This window comes from Sphingopyxis sp., assembly GCF_035998965.1.
Taxonomy (GTDB): Bacteria; Pseudomonadota; Alphaproteobacteria; order Sphingomonadales; family Sphingomonadaceae; genus Sphingopyxis.
Genome location: NZ_DASYHE010000032.1, coordinates 17,352 through 37,620, shown reverse-complemented (window position 1 = coordinate 37,620; position 20,269 = coordinate 17,352). Strand labels below are relative to the sequence as shown.

The window sequence follows — 20,269 nt, the reverse complement described above, 5'->3', positions numbered from 1 at the left end:
CGTCACGATGCAGAATCTTATCGAGGCTGGCGCCCACTTCGGCCACCAGACCCACCGCTGGAACCCGCGCATGAAGCCGTATATTTTCGGTGCGCGTAACGGCATCCACATTCTCGACCTGTCGCAGACCGTGCCGCTTTTTGCGCGCGCCCTCGAATTCGTCGCCTCGTCGGCGGCCTCGGGTGGCAAGGTGCTGTTCGTCGGCACCAAGCGCCAGGCGCAGGGTCCGATCGCTGATGCGGCGCGCGCTTCGGGTCAGCACTTCGTCAACCATCGCTGGCTGGGCGGCATGCTCACCAACTGGAAGACGATTTCGGGTTCGATCAAGCGGCTCAAGACCCTTGAGGAACAGCTTTCGGGCGACACCTCGGGCCTGACCAAAAAGGAAGTGCTGAACCGCACCCGCGAACGCGACAAGCTCGAAATGTCGCTCGGCGGTATCCGCGACATGGGCGGCATTCCCGACGTGATGTTCGTGATCGACGCGAACAAGGAAGAGCTGGCGATCAAGGAAGCCAACGTCCTTGGTATCCCCGTCGTCGCGATTCTCGATTCGAACGTCTCGCCCGACGGCATCGCCTTCCCGGTTCCGGCCAATGATGACGCCGCGCGCGCCATCCGCCTGTACTGCGATGCGATTGCTCAGGCAGCGACCCGCGGCGGCCAGCAGGCTCGCGCCGATCGCGGCGAAGATCTGGGCGCGGCGGTGAACCCTGTCGCGGAACCGGCGCTGGTCGAAGAAGTGGCCGCTCCGGTTGCTGAAGAAGCCGCGGCTGCCGAAGCTGCTCCCGTGACCGAGGACGAACAGGTCCCGGCCGAAGCCGCTGCCGAAACCGAACGTCAGAGCGACGCCTAACCGCTCGTTCGGATGACGCGGCGGCGTTTTGTCCTCGGGCAAACGCTGCCGCGGTCATCGTTCTGACTTATCGCGCCGCCACGCGTGCGGCGCAGCGGTCCCGTTCACAGGGCCGCTCCACTTTGGAAAGGATCACCCATGGCTGAAATTACGGCCGCTCTCGTCAAGGAACTGCGCGACCGCACCGGCGCCGGCATGATGGATTGCAAAAAGGCGCTCGCCGAAAATGGCGGCGACATCGAAGCATCGATCGACTGGTTGCGGACCAAGGGTCTCGCCGCTGCCGCCAAAAAGGCGGGCCGTGTTGCCGCTGAAGGCCTGGTCGGCGTCGCCACCGACGGCACGCGCGGCGCGATGGTCGAAGTCAACAGCGAAACCGATTTCGTTGCGAAGAACGAACAGTTTCAGGGCTTCGTCCGCGACGTCACCAACGTGGCGCTCGCCGGCAACCTGACCGACATCGACGCACTCGGCGCTGCCGCTTATCCGGCTGGCGGCACCGTCACCGAAGCGCTGACCCAGAACATCGCCACGATCGGTGAAAACCAGTCGCTGCGCCGTTCGGCCATCATGTCGGTGAACTCGGGCGTCGTAACCGCCTATGTCCACAACGCTGCCGCTCCCGGCATGGGCAAGATCGGCGTGCTCGTCGCGCTCGAATCGACCGCCGGTGCCGATGTGCTCGAACCGCTCGGCAAGCAACTGGCGATGCACGTCGCTGCCGCCAACCCGCTGGCGCTGAACGGCGACGATCTCGACCCTGAGCTCGTTGCCCGCGAACGCGCGATCGCCGAGGAAAAGGCCGCCCAGTCGGGCAAGCCCGCCGACATCGCCGCCAAGATGGTCGATGGCGGCATCGCGAAGTTCCGCAAGGAAAACGCGCTGCTGTCGCAGCTGTTCGTGATGGACGGCAAGACCCCGGTCGCCGAAGTCGTTGCCGCTGCGGGCAAGGATGTCGGCGCGACGATCACGCTCAAGGGTTTCACCCGCTTCCAGCTCGGCGAAGGCATCGAGAAGGAAGAAAGTGATTTCGCGGCGGAAGTCGCGGCGGTCGCTGGCGTTTAAATATAGTTTCCTCCCTGCCGCGAAGCGGTGGGGAGGTGACAGCGCGAAGCGCTGACGGAGGGGCATTGGCGCAACGTCGCTGCCCCTCCACCATCCGCTTCGCGGACGGTCCCCCTCCCCATGACTTCGTCACAGGGAGGATCGCGCCGCAGTCCGCTTGGCAATGGCGCGTACTCTGACTAGGGTGCGCGCCATTCGCATATTCATTGGTTACAAGAGGTTCCCCCGATCATGGCTCTGCCCGGCATGAAACGCATCTTGCTGAAACTGTCGGGCGAAGCGCTGATGGGCTCGACCCCCTTCGGCATCGACCCCGAAACTGTTGCCAGCATGGCCGCCGAGGTCAGGGAAGCCAAGGAGCGCGGCCTTGAAATCTGCCTCGTCATCGGCGGCGGCAATATCTTCCGCGGCATGGCGGGCGCAGCGAAGGGCATGGACCGGGCGCAGGCCGACTATATGGGCATGCTCGCCACCGTCATGAACGCGCTTGCGATGCAGAATGCGCTGGAACAGCTGGGCGTCGAAACGCGCGTCCAGTCGGCGATCGAAATGGACAAAGTGTGCGAGCCGGTGATCCGCCGGCGCGCCGAACGCCATCTCGAAAAGGGCCGCGTCGTGATCTTCGCCGCGGGCGTCGGCGCGCCTTACTTCACCACCGACAGCGGTGCCGCACTGCGCGCCGCCGAAATGAAGTGCGATGCGCTGCTCAAAGGCACCAGCGTCGATGGCGTGTACAATGCCGATCCCAAAAAGGATAAGTCGGCGGTGCGTTACGACACGCTGAGCTATGACCGTGTGCTCGCTGACAATCTGAAGGTGATGGACGCCAGTGCGGTGGCGCTGTGCCGCGACAACCATATTCCGATCGTCGTGTTCAACATTCGCGAAGCCGGTAATCTGGCGCGGGTGTTGGCGGGCGAGGGCGTTTCGACGATCGTCGGCGACGCCTGATACAATAAGAGAGGAAAAGACGATGGCGAAATATGACAAGGCCGACTTGGAACGCCGGATGCACGGCGCGGTCGAAGCGCTGAAAAGCGACCTGTCGGGCCTGCGGACCGGTCGCGCGCACACCGCGCTGCTCGATCCCGTGACCGTCGAAGTCTATGGCGCACAAATGCCGCTGAACCAGGTCGCATCGGTCAGCGCGCCCGAAGCGCGGATGCTGACGGTGCAGGTGTGGGACAAATCGAACGTCGGCCCGGTCGACAAGGCGATCCGTTCGGCCGGGCTTGGCCTCAACCCGATTGTCGACGGCCAGATGCTGCGCCTGCCGATCCCCGAAATGACGCAGGAACGCCGCAAGGAACTCTCGAAGCTCGCCGGCCAATATGCCGAAAAGGCGCGCGTTGCGGTGCGCAACGTCCGCCGCGACGGCATGGACAATCTGAAGACCGACGAGAACAAGAAGGAAATCAGCGAGGACGAGCGCAAGCGCCACGAGACCGAGGTGCAGAAACTGACCGACGCGACGATCGCCGAAATTGATGCCGCCGCGACCGCGAAGGAAAAGGAAATCCTGGGCTAAATCGATGCGCGACGGTGCCGCCATCGCGATCCTCCCCGGCACGGGGAGGGGGACCATGCGAAGCATGGTGGAGGGGCACCCTCTGTCATATGCAGCGCGTGGCCTTACGTGCCCCTCCACCACCTTCGGTGGTCCCCCTCCCCGTGCCGGGGAGGATCTATGAGTCACGGCGCGCGCCACGTCGCCATCATCATGGACGGCAATGGCCGCTGGGCAAAGAAGCGCCTGCTGCCCCGTATCGCCGGACACAAGGCGGGAGTCGAGGCGGTGCGCACGATCGTCCGCGCCGCGGGCGACATGGGCATTGAGGCGATGACGCTTTACGCCTTTTCGTCCGAAAACTGGAAACGGCCGGAGGATGAGGTCAACGACCTGATGGGGCTGATGAAGCGCTTCATCCTCTCCGACCTCGACGAATTTGCCGCCAATGACGTGAAGTTGAAAGTGATCGGCAATTGGCGCGCGCTGGCGCCCGACGTCGTCGCGCTGATCGACAATGCACTGGAGCGCACGTCGGGCAACAAACGCACCACGCTCGCGGTCGCGCTCAACTATGGTGCGCAGGATGAGCTGGTCCGCGCCGCGCAGGCCGCCGCCGCCGCGGGCGAGATCAGCGAAGCCGCGATTTCGGCGAATCTCGATACCGCCGATATGCCGCCGCTCGACCTGCTAATCCGCACTTCGGGCGAAGTGCGGTTGTCGAATTTCCTGCTGTGGCAGTCGGCCTATGCCGAACTGTATTTCACCGACATATTGTGGCCGGATTTCAAACCAGCCGACTTGCAGGCGGCGCTCGATCATTTCGCGCGCCGCGATCGTCGTTACGGGGGACTTTAGGGTATGACGACGACAACCGCGGCAAAGCGATCGGATTTCATGGTGCGCGCGGGATCGGCAATCATCCTGTTTGCGATTGCGGGTACCGCCTTGTGGTTCGGGGGGCTGGCGTTCGGCTTGCTGCTGCTGGTCGGCGGGGCGTTGATGCTGGTCGAGTGGTTCGCGCTGGTGCGGGCGATGACCCTGAGCAGCGGCGCCAAGCTGCTGTTGAATATCATCGGGCCGGTGCTGGCGCTGGGCGCAATGGCGGGGCTGTGGTTCATCCGCGACCAGCTGGGCATGACGGCGGCGCTGTGGGTGTTCGGCATGGTCTGGGCGACCGATATCGGAGCGTATTTTGCGGGTCGCGCCTTTGGCGGGGCGCGTCTGGCGCCGACGATCAGCCCGTCGAAAACCTGGTCGGGGCTGATCGGCGGCATGATCGCGGCGCTGATCGCCAGCGCCACCATCGGCGACCGGGCGGGCATCATCGGTGTGCCGCTGTGGATCGGCCTGTTCATGGGGCTGCTCGCGCAGCTGGGCGACCTCGCGCAAAGCTGGATGAAGCGGCGCGCCGGGGTCAAGGATTCGGGCAAGCTCATCCCCGGCCATGGCGGGTTGTTCGACCGCGTCGACGGCATCTTGCCCGTGGCCTTGTTGCTGGGTGCGCTGGCCTATGCCGGGCAGCTGAGCGTTGGGACGGCGGGCTGAGATGACGCAGCGCCGCCTTTCGCTCTTCGGCGCCACCGGGTCGGTCGGCCAATCGACCCTCGACCTTGTGCGGCGAGATGGGGAGGCGTGGCGCGTCACGGTGCTCACCGCCAACCGCGATGTCGCCGAACTGGCAAAGCTGGCGAGGGAGTTTCGCCCCGACGTGGCGGTCATCGCCGACGCAGCGCGGCTGGACGATCTCAAAACCGCGCTGGCCAATACCGGCATCGAAGCCGCGGCGGGTACCGAAGCGTTGGTTGAAGCCGCGCAGCGTCCGACCGACCTCGTCATGGCCGCGATCGTCGGCACCGCGGGTCTCGCGCCAACAATGGCGGCCTTGGCAGCCGGATACGACGTCGCGCTGGCCAATAAGGAAGCGCTGGTGTCGGCGGGCGAACTCATGACGGCGGTTGCCCGCACCTCTGGCGCCACGATCCTGCCCGTCGACAGCGAGCATAATGCGATCTTTCAGTGTCTGGCTGGCGGGCGGATCGACCAAGTGCGGCGGATCATCCTCACCGCCAGCGGCGGCCCGTTCCGCACGATGAATGCCGCCGATATGGCAAGCGTCACCCCCGCGCAGGCGGTTGCGCACCCAAACTGGTCGATGGGCGCCAAGATCAGCGTCGATTCGGCAACGATGATGAATAAGGGCCTCGAACTCATTGAGGCGCATCATCTTTTTCCTGTCGGGCTCGACCGCATTGAAATCCTTGTTCATCCGCAGTCGGTGATCCACAGCCTGGTCGAATATATCGATTGCTCGACCTTGGCGCAGCTCGGCTCGCCCGACATGCGGATCCCGATCGCCAGCGCGCTCGCCTGGCCGCAGCGGATGGCGACGCCGTGCGCGCCGCTCGATCTCGCCAGCATCGCGCGGCTCGACTTCGAGGCACCCGACGAGGTGCGCTTTCCCGCGACCGCGCTGTGCCGTGCCGCGATCGCCGCGGGCGGGGCGCGTCCGGCGCAGCTCAATGCGGCGAACGAAATCGCGGTCGCCGCTTTCCTGGCGGGCCGCATATCCTTCCCCGCAATCGTCGATACCGTGCGCCGGGTGATCGATGCCGCGGAACCCTCCGCCCCGTCATCGCTTCAGGACATATTCAGCGTCGATGCCGCATCCCGCGCGGCTGCCCAGCATTTTGTGGACCAGTTTGAACATGCTTGAGACCCCCGGTTTCGCCTTTACCATCCTTGCTTTTCTGCTGGTTCTCGGCCCGCTCGTCTTTGTCCACGAATATGGCCATTATATCGTCGGGCGCTGGTGCGGGGTAAAGTCCGACACCTTCTCGATCGGCTTTGGGCGGAAAATCGTCAGCTGGACCGACAAGCGTGGCACCGAATGGAAGATCGGCTGGCTGCCGCTGGGTGGCTATGTCCAGTTCGCGGGCGACCGCGACGCGGTCAGCCAGCCTGATGCCGAATGGCAGCAACTGCCCGCCGAACAGAGGTCGCACACATTTCCCGCACAGCCGGTGTGGAAACGGTCGCTGATCGTGGCGGCGGGGCCAGTGACCAATTTCTTGTTTGCCATCCTCATTCTCGCCGGTTTTGCGTGGGTCGGCGGCACGCCGGTGACGCCGCCGGTCGCGGGCGGGATCGCGGCCGAGTCCGCCGCCGCTACCGCAGGTTTGCGCCCCGGCGACCGCATTGTCGAAATCGACGGCCGCCCGATCAGCGTGTTCGGCGATATTCCGATGGCGGTCGCGCACCGCCCGGGCGAAGCGATGCAGGTCCGCATCATCAGCGGCGGCAGCGAGAGGGTGATCGCGCTGACCCCGCGGCTGGTCAAAGAGAAAGATCCGTTCGGGAACGAATATGAACGCGCGATCATCGGTCTGGAACCGCCGCCAGCCCAATTGCAGTCTGTATCGCTGCTCGAAGCCCCAGCCGTCGGCCTGCGCCAGACCTGGCAGATCATAAGGCAGACCGGCGAAGTGCTGGGGCAGTTTCTGACCGGGCGGCGGTCGATCAAGGACATGAACGGGCCGGTCAAGATTGCCGAAATTTCGGGGCAGGCGGCGACCCTGGGCATTGCCTCGCTCATATTCTTTACGGCGCTGATTTCCATCAATCTGGGGTTCATCAACCTCTTGCCATTGCCCATGCTCGATGGTGGTCATCTGCTTTTCTACGCCTATGAAGCGATCCGGCGCCGCCCTGCGCCGCCGCAGGTGCAGGAATGGGCGTTCCGATTCGGCTTTGCGGCGGTCGTCACGCTGATGCTGGTCGTGACTTTCAACGATTTGGGCTCATTGGGCCTGTGGGACGGGATCGCGAGCTTGATTGGCTAGCGAGTCTGGGGCAGGGAGTGCGCGCGAGCCCGCGGTCAGGCGGGTTGGTCGCTTTTGAGTTATTTTTTCGGGATGAACAGCGTGGCTTCACACAAATTCTCGGCGCGGACACAGCTGTCGGCCTTCCTTTTGGCAGGAACGATGCTCTCGGCGCCGGTGATGGCGCAACAGGTCGCCCCGCCGACTGTGCCGGCGCCCGCAAGCGACGCGGCCCCGACCGCGACCACCGTCCAGTCGATCACCGTGGTCGGCAACCAGCGGCTGGAGGCGCAGACGATCCTGTCGTACCTGCGCCTGCGCGTGGGTCAGACGTACGATCGGTCGATTCTCGATCAGGCGCTGAAAGATCTGGCCGCGACCGAGCTGTTCAAGGATTTCCAGATCACCGACAACAACGGGGCACTGACAATCGAGGTGACCGAAAACCCGGTGATCAACCGCGTCATCCTGGAGGGCAACAAGCGCCTGAAAGAAGACAAGATCCGCCCCGAGATCAAGCTGGCGCCGCGCCAGATCTTCACCCGCTCAAAAGTCCGCGCCGACGTGGCGCGCATCATCGAACTGTACAAGCGGCAGGGCCGCTTCGCGGCGACCGTCGAGCCCAAGATGGTGTCGCTCGACCAGAACCGCGTCGATGTGGTGTTCGAAATCAACGAAGGGCCAAAGTCGAAGGTTCGCCAGATCAGCATTCTCGGCAACGAGAAGTTCAGCGACGGCGACCTGAAAGATGAAATGGCGACCAAGGAGTCGGGGCTGCTGACGATCCTGTCGTCAAACACCAGCTACGACCCCGATCGCCTGGCCTATGACCAGCAGAAGCTGCGCCTTTTCTACCTGCAGAACGGCTATGCCGATTTCCGCGTCATCTCGGCGGTCGCCGAGCTGACCAGCAACAAGCAGGACTTCATCATCACCTACGTCGTCGAGGAAGGCGAGCGCTACAAATTCGGCGACATCGACGTGAAGAGCGAGCTGCGCGACTTCCAGCCTGAAATGCTCAAAACGCTGCTGCCGATGAAGAAGGACGATTGGTACGACGCTAAGCTGGTCGAGGACACGGTCGAAAGCCTGAGCGAGACCGCGGGCCTGTTCGGTTACGCTTTCGCCGACATCAATCCCGAGTTCCGCCGCGACCCCGAAACGCGGACGATGCAGATCACCTTCAACGTCGCCGAAAGCCCGCGCACCTATGTCGAGCGCATCGACGTCAACGGCAACACGCTGACCCATGACAAGGTGGTGCGCCGCGAATTCCGCCTGAACGAAGGCGACGCGTTCAACAGCTTCGGCATCAAGCGCACCGAAAACCGCCTGAACAGCCTCGGCTATTTCCAGGAAAATCTGGAGATTGAGCGCAAGGAGGGCAGCGCCCCCGATCGCATCATTCTGGAAACCAATGTCCAGGAAAAGCCGACCGGGGAATTGTCGCTGTCGGCCGGTTTCTCATCGATCGAGAATTTCCTGCTCCAGGCGTCGATCCGCCAGCGCAACTTCCGCGGCCTTGGCCAGCAGTTGCAAGCATCGGTCAATTATTCGAGCTATTCGAAATCGGTCGAGCTTGGGTTTACCGAACCCTATCTGTTCGACCGCAACATTTCAGTTGGCGGCAGCGTCTATCGCCGCGATCTGAACTCGTTCAACTTCATCGACAACGACCGCCGCACGACATTTGAACAGGTGACCACCGGTTTCCAGCTTAACGCCGGGGTGCCGCTGACCGAATTCATGTCGTTCTTCGCGCGCTACAGCCTGAACTATGACGATGTCACGCTCGACCGTGGCACCTACTTCTTTGGCGATCAGTGCGACCCGTTCATCGCAGGGCGTTATCTTTGCGATGCGATCGGCAAACGCACGACGTCGCTGGTCGGCTACACGCTGGCCTATGACGATCGCGATAACCGCATTCGCCCAACCCGCGGCCAGTCGCTGTCGCTCAGCCAGGATTTTGCGGGCCTGGGCGGCAGCGTCAAATATGTAAAGACCCGGGTCAACGCGTCCAAACATTTCAACCTGGGCAGCCGCTTCATCCTCAATATCTCCGCGGAAGGCGGCTATATCTTCCCATTTGGCAGCGCGCCGAACCCGGGCAGTGACAAGGTCCGTCTGACCGATCGCTTCTTCCTTGGCGAACCGCAGATGCGCGGCTTTGACATTCGCGGCGTGGGTCCGCGCGTGATCCGCTATTCGGTGGACAATACCGACCCCGCCAACCCGATCGTGGTCACCGAAACCGACGGCAATCGCGGTCAGATTGACGATGCGCTGGGCGGCCGCGCTTATTATCAGGGCCGGATCGAAGTCGATATCCCGCTGGGGACGGGCGCGAAAGAGCTGGGGCTGCGGCCGTCGGTGTTCCTCGACGTCGGTTCGGTATTCAGTGTCCGCAGGCCGGAACTGACGACGCTGGCAACCTTTACCGATCCCGCCGATGGTCTGGCCAAAAATCTCTGCCGTAACTCGGCGACGTCGGCGGTGACATTTGGGTCGAATGTAAACCCGGTCTCGGGTGCGGTCGAAACCCAGTATCAATACTGTCCGACCGGCACGACGTCCAACCTCGCTCCGTTCGAGGAACGCTTCTTCGGTGATACTTGGATGCCGCGCGTTTCGATCGGCGCCGGGGTCAACTGGAACTCGCCCTTCGGTCCTTTCCGGATCGACTTCGCTTACGCCCTTCGCAAAGAAGAGGGTGATGATACCAAACGCTTCTCATTCAACGTAGGAACTCAATTCTAATGAAGAACATTTTTATCGCTTCGGCGCTCGCCGTCGCCACGCTGTCGGTGTCGCCGATCATGGCTGTTCCCGCCGCCGCCCAGGCCAAGGCCGTTGCCGTCGCCGATGTCCGCGTCGCCGCTGCGCGCTCGAACGCTTTCACCGTCGCTTCGCAGCAGATCGAAACCACGTACAAGGCACAGATCGACCAGCAGCAGTCGCGCGGTCAGACGCTGCAGGCCGAAATCAACGTCCTGATTGCCAAATATAACGAAGAGGCGCGCAAAACGCCGCCGAACCAGGCTGCGGTGCAGGCCGCCGGTCAAGCGGTTCAGGCCAAGCGTCAGGCGGCGCAGACGGAACTGTCGCAGATCGGCGCGCCGGTCGAACTGGCGATCGCTTATGTCGAAGACCAGATCAGCGTGCGCATGAACGAAGCGATCCGTGCGGCGATGACGGCGCGCAAGATCGACCTGCTGCTCAACCCCGATGCAGTGCTGGCGCGCGAAAACAACGTCGATATCACGGACGCCGTCATCGCCGAACTCAACCGCCTCCTGCCGACGGTGTCGACCGCGGTTCCCGCCGGTTATCAGCCGGGTCAGCTCGTTCAGCAGCGCAATCAGCAGTTGATGGACGCCGCCCGTGCCGGACAGCCGGGCGCGACGCCCGCCGCCCCGGCGCCCACCGGCACCGCACCGACGACCCGCTGATATCGTGACCGACGGGGATAAAACGGCAGGGGCGCTGGGACCGGTGGACATCCGCCGGATCCTGACGCTGCTGCCGCACCGTTATCCGATGCTGCTTGTCGATCGGGTAGTGTCGATCGTCCCCGATACCTCGATCCACGCGGTCAAGGCGGTGACGATGAACGAGCCCTTTTTCCAGGGGCATTTTCCCGGCCGACCGATCATGCCCGGCGTCTTGATCGTCGAGGCGCTGGCGCAGGCCGCCGGCGTCCTCGCGATCGAATCGATGGGGCTCGCCGGCACCGGCAAGCTCGTCTATTTCATGGCGATCGACGGCGCGAAATTCAGAAAGCCGGTCGAACCGGGCTGCCTGCTCGACCTGCACGCGACGATCATCCAGGCCAAGCGCAGCGTCTGCCGTTTCGAAGGCAAGGCGATGCTGGATGGGGTGCTCGCAGCCGAATGCCAGTTCACCGCGATGATCGCCGACCCGCCGACAGATTGAGCCACCCCATCTTCCGTTCGTGCTGAGCTTGTCGAAGCACCGTTCTTCCTTTTGACGTTGCCGACGAAAAGGACAGCCCTTCGACAAGCTCAGGGCGAACGGGGTTGGTGTTGCATTTTTTCAACTTGGCCACTAAAGGCCGCACCTTCGCGTCCCTGGACGCACAGACTCGCGCCCGCTGGTCGGTAACCAGCGGCACAGGAGCTTAAGACATGAAACAAGACATTCATCCCGCCTATCACATGATCACGGTCAAGATGACCGATGGCACCGAATATCAGACGCGCTCGACCTGGGGCAAAGAGGGCGACACGATGACGCTCGAAATCGACCCCACTGCGCACCCGGCGTGGACCGGCGGCAATGGCCGTATGCTCGACGCAGCGGGCCAAGTTGCCAAGTTCAACAAGCGCTTTGGTGGTCTGACCCTCAAGCGCTAATTGAATATATCCTCCCTGTGGCGAAGCCATGGGGAGGGGGACCGCTCGCGAAGCGAGTGGTGGAGGGGCAGCAACGTTTGCGCCATCGCCCCTCCGTCAGCGCTTCGCGCTGCCACCTCCCCATCGCTACGCGACAGGGAGGAGCGGAAACTAAGCCAAAACCTTTGCAAGCGCGTTTTGCCACCCGGCAAGGCGCGTTTTGCGTTTGTCGGCGTCCAGCGCGCAAGTGAAGCGCGTCGTCGTGCCGCGCATCGCCTTGGCCGCGCTCGCCAGATCGGGGTAGAGACCGGCGCCGGTCGCAGCGAGCATCGCGGCGCCCAATGCGGTGCTTTCGACAAAATCCGGCCGCTCGACCGTCAGCGCCAGCATGTCGGCCAAATCCTGTGCCATCCAGTCGTTCGCGGCCATCCCGCCATCGATGCGCAAGTCCGCCCAATCGACGCCATCCGCGGCAAAGGCCGATTTCAGGTCATGCGCCTGGTACGCCTGCGCCTCCAGCGCGGCGCGCGCGACATGCGCTTTGGTGCTCGCGAAACTCAACCCCGAGATCGCCGCGAGCGCATCGGGCCGCCAGTGCGGCGCACCGAGCCCAGTGAGGGCAGGGACCAGATAGACCCCGCCATTGTCGGCGACCGAGCGCGCCAGCCCCTCGCTCTCGCCCGCATTGGCGAGCAGTCCGATCCCGTCGCGCAGCCATTTGATCAGGCTGCCCGCGACGAACACCGATCCTTCCAGCGCATAGGAACGGACATCACCCTCCTGCACCAGCACGGTCGCCAGCAGCCGGTTCTTTGATATCGGCCGCGTGGTGCCGCTCGCCGACAGGATGAAGGCGCCGGTGCCGAAGGTGGCCTTGGTTTGCCCGGGCGACAGGCACGCCTGCCCGATCGTTGCCGCTTGCTGATCGCCCGCCATGCCGCAAATCGGGATCGCGCCGCCGAACAGGTCGGGGTCGGTCGTGCCGACGGTCGTGGTGCAGCCGGTGATTTCGGGCAGCAAAGACATCGGTACCCCAAGCAGGTCGCACAGTCCTGCATCCCAGCCGCCCGCGCCATTGATGTCCATCAACAAGGTGCGCGACGCGTTGGTCGCATCGCTGACATGCACCCCGCGGGTCAGGCGATAGACCAGATAGGATTCGATCGTCCCGACCGCGAGCCGATCGCCCGCCTCGCGCAGCTGCGGCCAGTGTTTCAGTGCCCAGCCGATTTTGCTCCCCGAAAAATAGGGGTCAAGCAGCAAGCCGGTCGTCGCCTGCACCGCTGCCTCATGCCCTGCGTCTTTCAGCGCCGCGCAGTCGGCGGCAGTGCGGCGGTCCTGCCACACGATCGCGGGCGCCAGCGGTTCGCCGGTGGATCGATCCCAGAACACGATCGTCTCGCGCTGGTTCGTAATGCCGATGGCGGCGACCTGATCCGCGCCGCCCGCGTGATCGATCATCTCGCGGGTGCAGGCCAGCGTCGCCGCCCAGATTTCGGCGGCGTCATGTTCGACAAGGCCGGGGCTGGGGTAATGCTGCTGGATTTCCCGCTGCGCGCTGCCCAGCGACACGCCATCGGCGCCGAACAGCATCGTGCGGGTCGATGTGGTGCCCTCGTCGATGACGATGATTTTTTCGGCCAACGCGCTACTCCCTTTTGTCCGTTCGTGCTCCGCTTGTCGAAACACCGTTGTTCTTTCTCGGTGTGATGCAGAAAGAACAGCCTTTCGACAAGTTCACGGTACGCGACATGAGGCGCCGTGCTCGCCGGCCCACGCAATTATCTTGCAATATCGCGCAACCCATGCCATATGCTGTTGCAGCGCAGCATGGCGGGATGACCCGCCGTAACCACCGGCAGCGTGATTTTCCCGCCCAATCTCAGGCGCGGGACGAGCCGGAACCGCGCTATTGTCCCCAGAGGCACCCTTTCACGCGGGTCGTTTCGAACCCGCGGCCCGTGCGCCGTCCGTTCGATGCGAATGGACGCTGTGCGCGTCGCTCTGAGTGAGTAATTTATGACGACCTTTAACGACTTTGGCCTGCACGCCGACATCAATCGCGCGCTTGCCGCCAAGGATTATACCGTCCCGACCCCGATCCAGATGCAGGCGATCCCGCCGCTGATGAAGGGCCGCGACCTGTGCGGCATCGCGCAGACGGGCACCGGCAAGACCGCTGGTTTCTCGCTGCCCTCGATCCACCATCTTTTGACCTATCCGCATTGCCCGACCCCGCGCGGTTGCCGGATGCTCGTCCTCGCGCCGACGCGCGAGCTCGCCGCGCAGATCGCGCAGAGTTGCCGCGACTATGGCCGCTTTACCAAGCTGTCGGTTTCGACCGTGTTCGGCGGCGTACCGATCAACAAGCAGATCCGCGACCTGTCGGGCGGCGTCGACATTCTCGTCGCGACCCCCGGCCGCCTGCTCGACCTGATCGACCAGCGCGCTCTGCGCCTCGACGACGTCGAAATCTTCGTCTTGGACGAGGCCGATCAGATGATGGACATGGGCTTTATCCATTCGCTGCGCCGCGTCGCCAAGCTGCTGCCGTCGCGCCGCCAGAATCTGTTCTTCTCGGCGACGATGCCCAAGGAAATCGCCGGTCTCGCCGAACAGTTCCTCAACGATCCCGTCACCGTTTCGGTCACCCCGCAGGCGACCACGGTCGAGAAGATTCGCCAGTTCGCGACCTTCGTCGAACAGAAGGAAAAGCAGGCGCTGCTGCATTCGGTCGTTGCGACGCAGGATATCGACCGCGCGCTGATCTTCACCCGCACCAAACATGGCGCCGACCGCGTCGTGCGTCATCTGGCGGGCGCCGGGATCAAGGCGATGGCGATCCATGGCAACAAGAGCCAGTCGCAGCGCACCCACGCGTTGCAGGCGTTCCGCTCGGGCGACATCAAGCTGCTCGTCGCGACCGACATTGCCGCGCGCGGTATCGACGTGTCGGGGGTTTCGCACGTCATCAACTTCGAGATCCCGAACGTGCCCGAACAATATGTCCACCGCATCGGCCGCACCGCGCGCGCGGGTGCAGAGGGCATGGCGATCAGCTTCATCGCCCCTGATGAGCGTCCTTACATGAAGGACATCGAGCGCGTCACGCGCAGCAAGTCCGAACCGATGCCGCTGCCCGAGAATTTCAACGAGTTGGTGCGCAACCTGCCCAAGCCCGTTGCAGGCCCGCGCGACACCGGCAGCCAGGGCCGCGACCCGAACCGCCAGCGGCAGGATGCGCGCCGCCAGCCGAGCGGCGGCCAGCCGCGCGGCGATCGTGGTCCGCGCCGTGATGCGCCTGCCGGCGAGGGCGCCGAAGGCCAGCGCAAGCGCCGCTTCCGCCCGCGTAACAAAAGCGTCGGCGCACACAAGGGCGCGGTGACCCGCGTCGGTTGATGCGCTGAACTAATCTCTATTTCCGTTCGTGCTGAGCTTGTCGAAGCACCGCTCTTTCCTTTAGCGTCGCTAAAAGAAGAACGGCCCTTCGACAGGCTCAGGGCGGACGGGGGAAGAGGATGATCGATCAGATCGGGGCGACGCCCATCGACATGCGCCAAAGCGAACGCAAGGTCATCCTCGCCTCCTCGCTTGGCACCGTGTTCGAATGGTATGATTTCTACCTCTATGGTCTGCTTGCAACTGTCATCTCGGCTCAATTCTTTTCGGGCGTCAACGAAACCACCGGCTTCATCTTCGCGCTAGCCGCCTTCGCTGCGGGCTTTGCGGTGCGGCCGTTCGGGGCGCTGGTGTTCGGGCGCATCGGCGATCTGGTCGGGCGCAAGAATACATTCCTTGTCACCATGGGCCTGATGGGCGCGTCGACCTTCCTTGTTGGCGTGCTGCCCAACTATGCGTCGATCGGGGTCGCCGCGCCGATCCTGCTAGTGGTGCTGCGGCTGCTGCAAGGGCTGGCGCTCGGCGGCGAATATGGCGGCGCCGCCACCTATGTCGCCGAACATGCGCCCGAGGGCAAACGCGGGCTGTTCACCAGCTTCATTCAGACCACCGCGACGCTTGGCCTGTTCGCCGCGCTCGGCGTCGTCATCACGATCCGGACGCTGATTGGCGAGGCGGCGTTCGCCGACTGGGGCTGGCGCATCCCGTTCCTGATCTCGATCATCCTGCTCGGCGTGTCGCTGTGGATCCGCATGCAGCTCAATGAAAGCCCGGTCTTTCAGAAGATGAAGGATGAGGGCACGACTTCAAAGGCGCCGCTGACCGAAGCCTTCGGGCGCTGGGCGAACCTCAAATGGGTGATCATTGCGCTGTTCGGCGCGGTCGCGGGGCAGGCGGTCGTCTGGTACACCGGCCAATTCTATGCGCTCTTCTTCCTCGAAAAGACGCTGAAGGTCGATGGCGCGACCGCGAACATATTGATCGCCATTGCGCTCGCGCTCGGCACCCCCTTCTTCATTCTGTTCGGTTGGCTTAGCGACAAGATCGGGCGCAAGCCGATCATCCTGACGGGTTGCGCGCTCGCGGCGCTGACCTATTTTCCGGCGTTCCAGATGTTGACCAGTGCCGCAAATCCGGCGTTGGCAGAGGCGCAGGCTCGTGCTCCGGTGACCTTAATCACCGACGCGACCTATTGCTCGTTCCAGTTCGACCCCATCGGCCGGAATAAATTCGACACGACACCTTGCGACGTGGCCAAATCCTACCTTGCTAAAGCCGGCGTCCCGTATCGGACCGAGGATCAACCTTTGGCAGCAGGCTCTAACCTGATGCAGGTGAAGTTCGGCGAGCGAGCGGTACTGGAAGCCGCAACGACGCACCTCGGCGGCGCGCCGGGGCCTATGGAAACACAAGCGATGATAGACACGATCCAGCGCGAGTTGACGAACGCTGGTTACCCTGTCGCCGCCGACCCCGACGCGATCAACAAACCGCTTGTCGTCGCGATACTCTTCTACCTCGTCCTGCTGGTGACGATGGTCTACGGCCCGATCGCCGCGCTGCTCGTCGAGCTGTTCCCCAGCCGCATCCGCTACACCGCGATGTCGCTGCCCTATCATATCGGCAACGGCTGGTTCGGCGGGTTCCTGCCGACCACCGCCTTCGCGATGGTCGCCGCGACCGGCAACATCTATTACGGCCTGTGGTATCCGGTCGTCGTCGCGGTGATCACGCTGATTATCGGGCTGTTCTTCCTGCCCGAAACCTTTCGCCGCAGGATCGATCAATAGCGCGGCATTGACGGGATGCGCGCGCGCGTTAGGGTCGCCGCCAGCCTTGAGGGGGGCGTGATGACAAACCGGATCGACGACGACGATTTTGAACCGCTGCCGCCGCGGCGACCGGTATTCCGGCGCAAGCGCGTTCTGATTCCGATTGCCGTGGTGATCGCCATTGTCATCGCATTCCTTGCGCTGCGCACCCCCGACACCGACCGTGATGCGATGATCGCCAAATATAGCGGGCCGGCGGGCGCGTTTGTGGCCGGGCCAGCGGGGCAACGCATCCATTATCGCGACCAGGGCCAGCGCGGCGGCCCTGCGATTGTACTGCTCCATGGATCGAACAGCAGCCTGCATACCTGGGAACCGCTGGTCCAGCGACTGGGCGGCGACTACCGCGTCGTCACGCTTGACCTGCCGGGCCACGGGCTGACCGGCAGCACCCCTGACAAGGATTATGGCGCGAACGGCATGGCGGCCGCGGTCGATGTCGTCGCCGCCAAGCTTGGCCTCGATCGCTTCATCCTGGGCGGCAATTCGATGGGCGGGTGGGTCGCGTGGCGTTACGCGCTCGCACAGCCGGATCGCGTCGACGCCTTGCTGCTGATCAACGCCGCCGGGATGCCGCTTCGCAAGGGTGAGAAGTCCCCCGAATCGAATGTCGGCTTTCGCATCCTGAAATATCCCGCCGGGCGGTGGCTGGCGACCCAGATCACGCCGCGGGCGTTGGTCGAACAGTCGCTGCGCGGGTCGGTCGAGAAACAGGGTATCGTCGATGACGCGATGATCGATCGCTATTGGGAATTGCTGCGCTTCCCCGGCAATCGCGAAGCGACGGTGCTGCGCGCCCGGCTAGACCGCGAACCCGCGATGGCCGACCGGGTCAACGAGATCAAAGCGCCGACGCTGATCCTGTTCGGCGACAAGGACCGGATCATCAATCCCAGCGCGGCGCAGACCTTTCACGAACGGATGCCGGGATCGGACGTCGTGCTGCTCAAGAACATCGGCCATCTGCCGATGGAGGAAGCCCCCGACGCGACCGCTGCGGCGATTACCGACTTTCTTACGCGGCGGCTTGTTGCGCCGCCGCGGGCTGGCCCAGAAACGCGCTGATCCGCGCTGCCACGGCGGCGGCTTGGGTGAAAGGGAAGAGGTGCGATCCCTGCACCACTTCGAGCACCGCGCCGTCGATCAGGTCGGCAAGCATCTGGCCGTAGCAAGCAGGCATGACGCCATCCCGCTCGCCCATCAGGACCAGCGTGGGCATGTTTTTCAGCCCCGGCAGATAGGCGGCGCTACTCCATCCCGCCATCGCCGCAGTCTGATAGGCGATGCCGAGCGGGGTCGCGGTCTGGATCTTGAGCCCGCTCGCCTGCATGTCGTCGTCGAATATGGCGGCCCAGCCGATGCCGGGTGCAACCATGACTGGCGTTGTTGCCATCAGCACAAGGCGGCGGACGCGCCCCGGAAACTGGATCGCGATCTGTTGCGCCAGCGCGCCGCCCCAGCTGAACCCGGCGATGTCGATGACGTGGTGGCCCAGCCGCTCGGCAATTTCCATCACGACCGCGGCAATGGTCGACGCGCCATAGGGCAGCAGTGCGTCCGGCGAACCGCCGACCCCCGGCATATCAAGCGTCCACACCTCACGCCCGTGTATCTGCGCGAGCAGCGGCGCTGCGGCGGCGATGTCTGCACCAATTCCGTTGAGAAACAACAGCGGCGTGCCGCCCGCACCCGTCCGCCAGCGCGCGACGCGCAGCGTCAGGCCGTAGACATGTTCGGTGCTGATGGCCGGTCGGCCGCTGATCCTGCTCATGGCGCCTGCCTTCGCATATCCGGGTGACGCGGGAAAGACTGCTGCGGTTTAGTCTGCCAGTTTGGCGTCGGCGGCCGCCTGCTCGTAACGGAGGCAGTCGAAAATTTTCGCACCGGCCAGAAACACCGCGCCGCTGCATGCGACCAACAATAGCTTGCCGCCCACACCAGGATGTTCATGCAGATAGGCGCTGCCGCGCGCCATCGCGCCGACCGCGAGGGCATAGATGATCAGGCACGCTTCAAAGCGGGTCTTGATGACGAACAGGCGTCCGATTTTTTTCCACATCACCATTTGTCCAGCAAGAGCCGTGCCACTGGCGCAAAAGCGGGATTTGCTGCGCCGGGCTTATGGTAAACTGTAAGTTAATCCGACAAAAGGGGGAAGGCGCGTGACGGGTGTCGCCAATCGGGACTTACCGTTCCGTAGAAGCTATCCACGCCCGCAGCCTTTGCAACTCGCGTTCCGATACGCGCTCAAGCGACGCAGCGGGTTTGCCCTTGCGCAGCCGCTCACGGTCTTTCTCCGACGGCTCGACCCGCCGCACACGCACTGCGGCATGGCCCTGCGCCTTGATCCCCAGCTGTTCGGCAGCGCCGCGCGACAGGTCGATGATCCGACCCTGCGCGAACGGGCCGCGGTCGTTGACCCGCACGATGATCCGCCGTCCGGTATCGAGCGCGGTTACCTCGACATAGGTGGGCAGGGGCAGCGTGGTGTGCGCGGCGGTGATCCAGCCGGGACGAAACTGTTCGCCATTGGCCGTACGGTTTCCCGACTCGCTGCCGTACCAACTGGCATAGCCGAGCGCGTCATAGGTCGGCGCGGCGGCGGGGACATAGGTCGCGCCGCGGATAGTGTAAGCGGGTCCGACACGCACGGGAGTGTCGGCAACTGGGCGATAATTGTTCCCGGCACAACCGGACAGCGACAATGCCATCACCGCTGCGGCAACGATCGAATTGGGCCGCATTGCCATGACTCCGGGCTCAGGCCGCGCGCGCGAACCAGATGACGTGTCGCGGGCCTTTGCCATTGCTGCGCGCGCGCACGCCGACCTCTTCGACCTGAAACCCCGCTGCGCTCAATCGGCGGGCGAAGCGGGCGTCGGGGGCGGCGGACCATATCGCCAGTATTCCGCCGGGCCGCAGCGCCGCCTTGGCTGTGGCAAGGCCCGCCGCCGAATAGAGACCCTCGTTGGCCTCGCGCGTCAGGCCATCGGGGCCATTGTCGACGTCGAGCAGGATTGCGTCATAGCGGTGCGTCGCCGCGCCGATCGCTTTCGATACGTCGCCGAGCACCAGTTCGACCCGCGGATCATCAAGGCAGCCCGCCGCCAGTTCCGCCATCGGACCGCGCGCCCACTCAATGATGCCCGGCACCAGCTCCGCCACCGCAATCTTTGCGTCGGGGCCGAGCACCCCCAGCGCGGCGCGCAGGGTGAACCCCATGCCGTAACCGCCGATGAGCAAGCTTGCCGCTTGCGGGCTGCGGAGCCGCTCGCACGTCATTGTCGCCAGCGCTTCTTCGGAGCCGCTCATCCGGCTGCTCATCAATTCGTTGCGGTCGATCGCGATGATGAAATCGTCGCCGCGCCGGTACAGCCGCAGCTCGTCGCCGCCGGGTACCTGCGCCGTCCCGAGCAATTCGCGCATTTTCATGG

Annotated in this window: 20 protein-coding genes; 15 read left to right on the top strand and 5 right to left on the bottom strand. The window is 64.0% G+C overall.

Annotated features, from left to right (window positions below; genetic code table 11):
• The 12 genes from rpsB to rpmE all read left to right on the top strand — a co-directional run.
• Positions 1-856: 30S ribosomal protein S2 (rpsB, locus tag VGN68_RS04230; protein ID WP_327474169.1), on the top strand; the 856-nt coding region annotated here is incomplete at its 5' end.
• A 138-nt stretch (positions 857-994) separates the two neighbouring features.
• On the top strand, positions 995-1,921 hold the full coding sequence (tsf, locus tag VGN68_RS04225; protein WP_327474167.1) for a translation elongation factor Ts: 927 nt from the start codon (positions 995-997) through the stop codon (positions 1,919-1,921).
• Between the two features lie 231 nt (positions 1,922-2,152).
• A complete protein-coding gene (gene pyrH / locus VGN68_RS04220; RefSeq protein ID WP_327474165.1) occupies positions 2,153-2,872 on the top strand; it encodes a UMP kinase in 720 nt (239 codons plus the stop codon).
• 22 nt (positions 2,873-2,894) lie between these two features.
• A complete protein-coding gene (gene frr / locus VGN68_RS04215; protein WP_327474163.1) occupies positions 2,895-3,449 on the top strand; it encodes a ribosome recycling factor in 555 nt (184 codons plus the stop codon).
• Between the two features lie 159 nt (positions 3,450-3,608).
• Positions 3,609-4,286, top strand: a complete 678-nt coding sequence (uppS, locus tag VGN68_RS04210) for a polyprenyl diphosphate synthase (protein ID WP_327474161.1) — start codon at positions 3,609-3,611, stop codon at positions 4,284-4,286.
• A gap of 3 nt (positions 4,287-4,289) precedes the next feature.
• Positions 4,290-4,976: a phosphatidate cytidylyltransferase gene (locus VGN68_RS04205; RefSeq protein ID WP_327474159.1), complete on the top strand. Its 687-nt coding sequence runs from the start codon at positions 4,290-4,292 to the stop codon at positions 4,974-4,976.
• 1 nt (position 4,977) lies between these two features.
• On the top strand, positions 4,978-6,144 hold the full coding sequence (locus VGN68_RS04200) for a 1-deoxy-D-xylulose-5-phosphate reductoisomerase (protein WP_327474157.1): 1,167 nt from the start codon (positions 4,978-4,980) through the stop codon (positions 6,142-6,144).
• Positions 6,137-7,270 carry an RIP metalloprotease RseP gene (rseP, locus tag VGN68_RS04195; RefSeq protein ID WP_327474155.1) on the top strand — a complete coding sequence of 378 codons (1,134 nt, stop codon included), beginning with the start codon at positions 6,137-6,139 and terminating at the stop codon, positions 7,268-7,270. The genes VGN68_RS04200 and rseP overlap by 8 nt, the downstream gene beginning before the upstream one ends.
• A gap of 72 nt (positions 7,271-7,342) precedes the next feature.
• Positions 7,343-10,009, top strand: a complete 2,667-nt coding sequence (gene bamA, locus VGN68_RS04190; RefSeq protein ID WP_327474171.1) for an outer membrane protein assembly factor BamA — start codon at positions 7,343-7,345, stop codon at positions 10,007-10,009.
• Positions 10,009-10,701, top strand: coding sequence for an OmpH family outer membrane protein (locus VGN68_RS04185; protein ID WP_327474153.1), 693 nt, complete (start codon positions 10,009-10,011; stop codon positions 10,699-10,701). Before bamA ends, VGN68_RS04185 begins: the two co-directional genes overlap by 1 nt.
• Positions 10,702-10,705: 4 nt before the next feature.
• Entirely contained in the window at positions 10,706-11,185 is a 480-nt protein-coding gene (gene fabZ, locus VGN68_RS04180) for a 3-hydroxyacyl-ACP dehydratase FabZ (protein WP_327474151.1), read from the top strand.
• Positions 11,186-11,397: 212 nt separating this feature from the next.
• Positions 11,398-11,625, top strand: a complete 228-nt coding sequence (gene rpmE / locus VGN68_RS04175) for a 50S ribosomal protein L31 (RefSeq protein ID WP_088439403.1) — start codon at positions 11,398-11,400, stop codon at positions 11,623-11,625.
• A gap of 150 nt (positions 11,626-11,775) precedes the next feature.
• On the opposite strand, the gene VGN68_RS04170 is transcribed toward rpmE, so the two are convergent.
• Positions 11,776-13,248, bottom strand: a complete 1,473-nt coding sequence (locus VGN68_RS04170) for a glycerol kinase (RefSeq protein ID WP_327474146.1) — start codon at positions 13,246-13,248, stop codon at positions 11,776-11,778.
• Between the two features lie 375 nt (positions 13,249-13,623).
• Here VGN68_RS04170 and VGN68_RS04165 point away from each other — a divergent pair, with 375 nt between their 5' ends.
• The 3 genes from VGN68_RS04165 (at position 13,624) to VGN68_RS04155 (ending at position 17,900) form a co-directional block, all read left to right on the top strand.
• Positions 13,624-15,003, top strand: coding sequence for a DEAD/DEAH box helicase (locus VGN68_RS04165; RefSeq protein ID WP_327474144.1), 1,380 nt, complete (start codon positions 13,624-13,626; stop codon positions 15,001-15,003).
• A 119-nt stretch (positions 15,004-15,122) separates the two neighbouring features.
• On the top strand, positions 15,123-16,793 hold the full coding sequence (locus VGN68_RS04160) for an MFS transporter (RefSeq protein ID WP_327474142.1): 1,671 nt from the start codon (positions 15,123-15,125) through the stop codon (positions 16,791-16,793).
• A gap of 60 nt (positions 16,794-16,853) precedes the next feature.
• Positions 16,854-17,900: an alpha/beta hydrolase gene (locus tag VGN68_RS04155; protein WP_327474140.1), complete on the top strand. Its 1,047-nt coding sequence runs from the start codon at positions 16,854-16,856 to the stop codon at positions 17,898-17,900.
• On the opposite strand, the gene VGN68_RS04150 is transcribed toward VGN68_RS04155, so the two are convergent.
• From VGN68_RS04150 to VGN68_RS04135, 4 genes are all read right to left on the bottom strand, one after another.
• Entirely contained in the window at positions 17,851-18,606 is a 756-nt protein-coding gene (locus VGN68_RS04150) for an alpha/beta hydrolase (protein ID WP_327474138.1), read from the bottom strand. The genes VGN68_RS04155 and VGN68_RS04150 overlap by 50 nt on opposite strands.
• A 48-nt stretch (positions 18,607-18,654) precedes the next feature.
• Positions 18,655-18,894 carry a hypothetical protein gene (locus VGN68_RS04145; protein WP_327474136.1) on the bottom strand — a complete coding sequence of 80 codons (240 nt, stop codon included), beginning with the start codon at positions 18,892-18,894 and terminating at the stop codon, positions 18,655-18,657.
• A 127-nt stretch (positions 18,895-19,021) separates the two neighbouring features.
• A complete protein-coding gene (locus tag VGN68_RS04140) occupies positions 19,022-19,579 on the bottom strand; it encodes a septal ring lytic transglycosylase RlpA family protein (protein ID WP_414713004.1) in 558 nt (185 codons plus the stop codon).
• 16 nt (positions 19,580-19,595) lie between these two features.
• Complete coding sequence (locus VGN68_RS04135; RefSeq protein WP_327474132.1) at positions 19,596-20,267, bottom strand: spermidine synthase; 672 nt, start codon at positions 20,265-20,267, stop codon at positions 19,596-19,598.
• Positions 20,268-20,269: the final 2 nt, after the last annotated feature.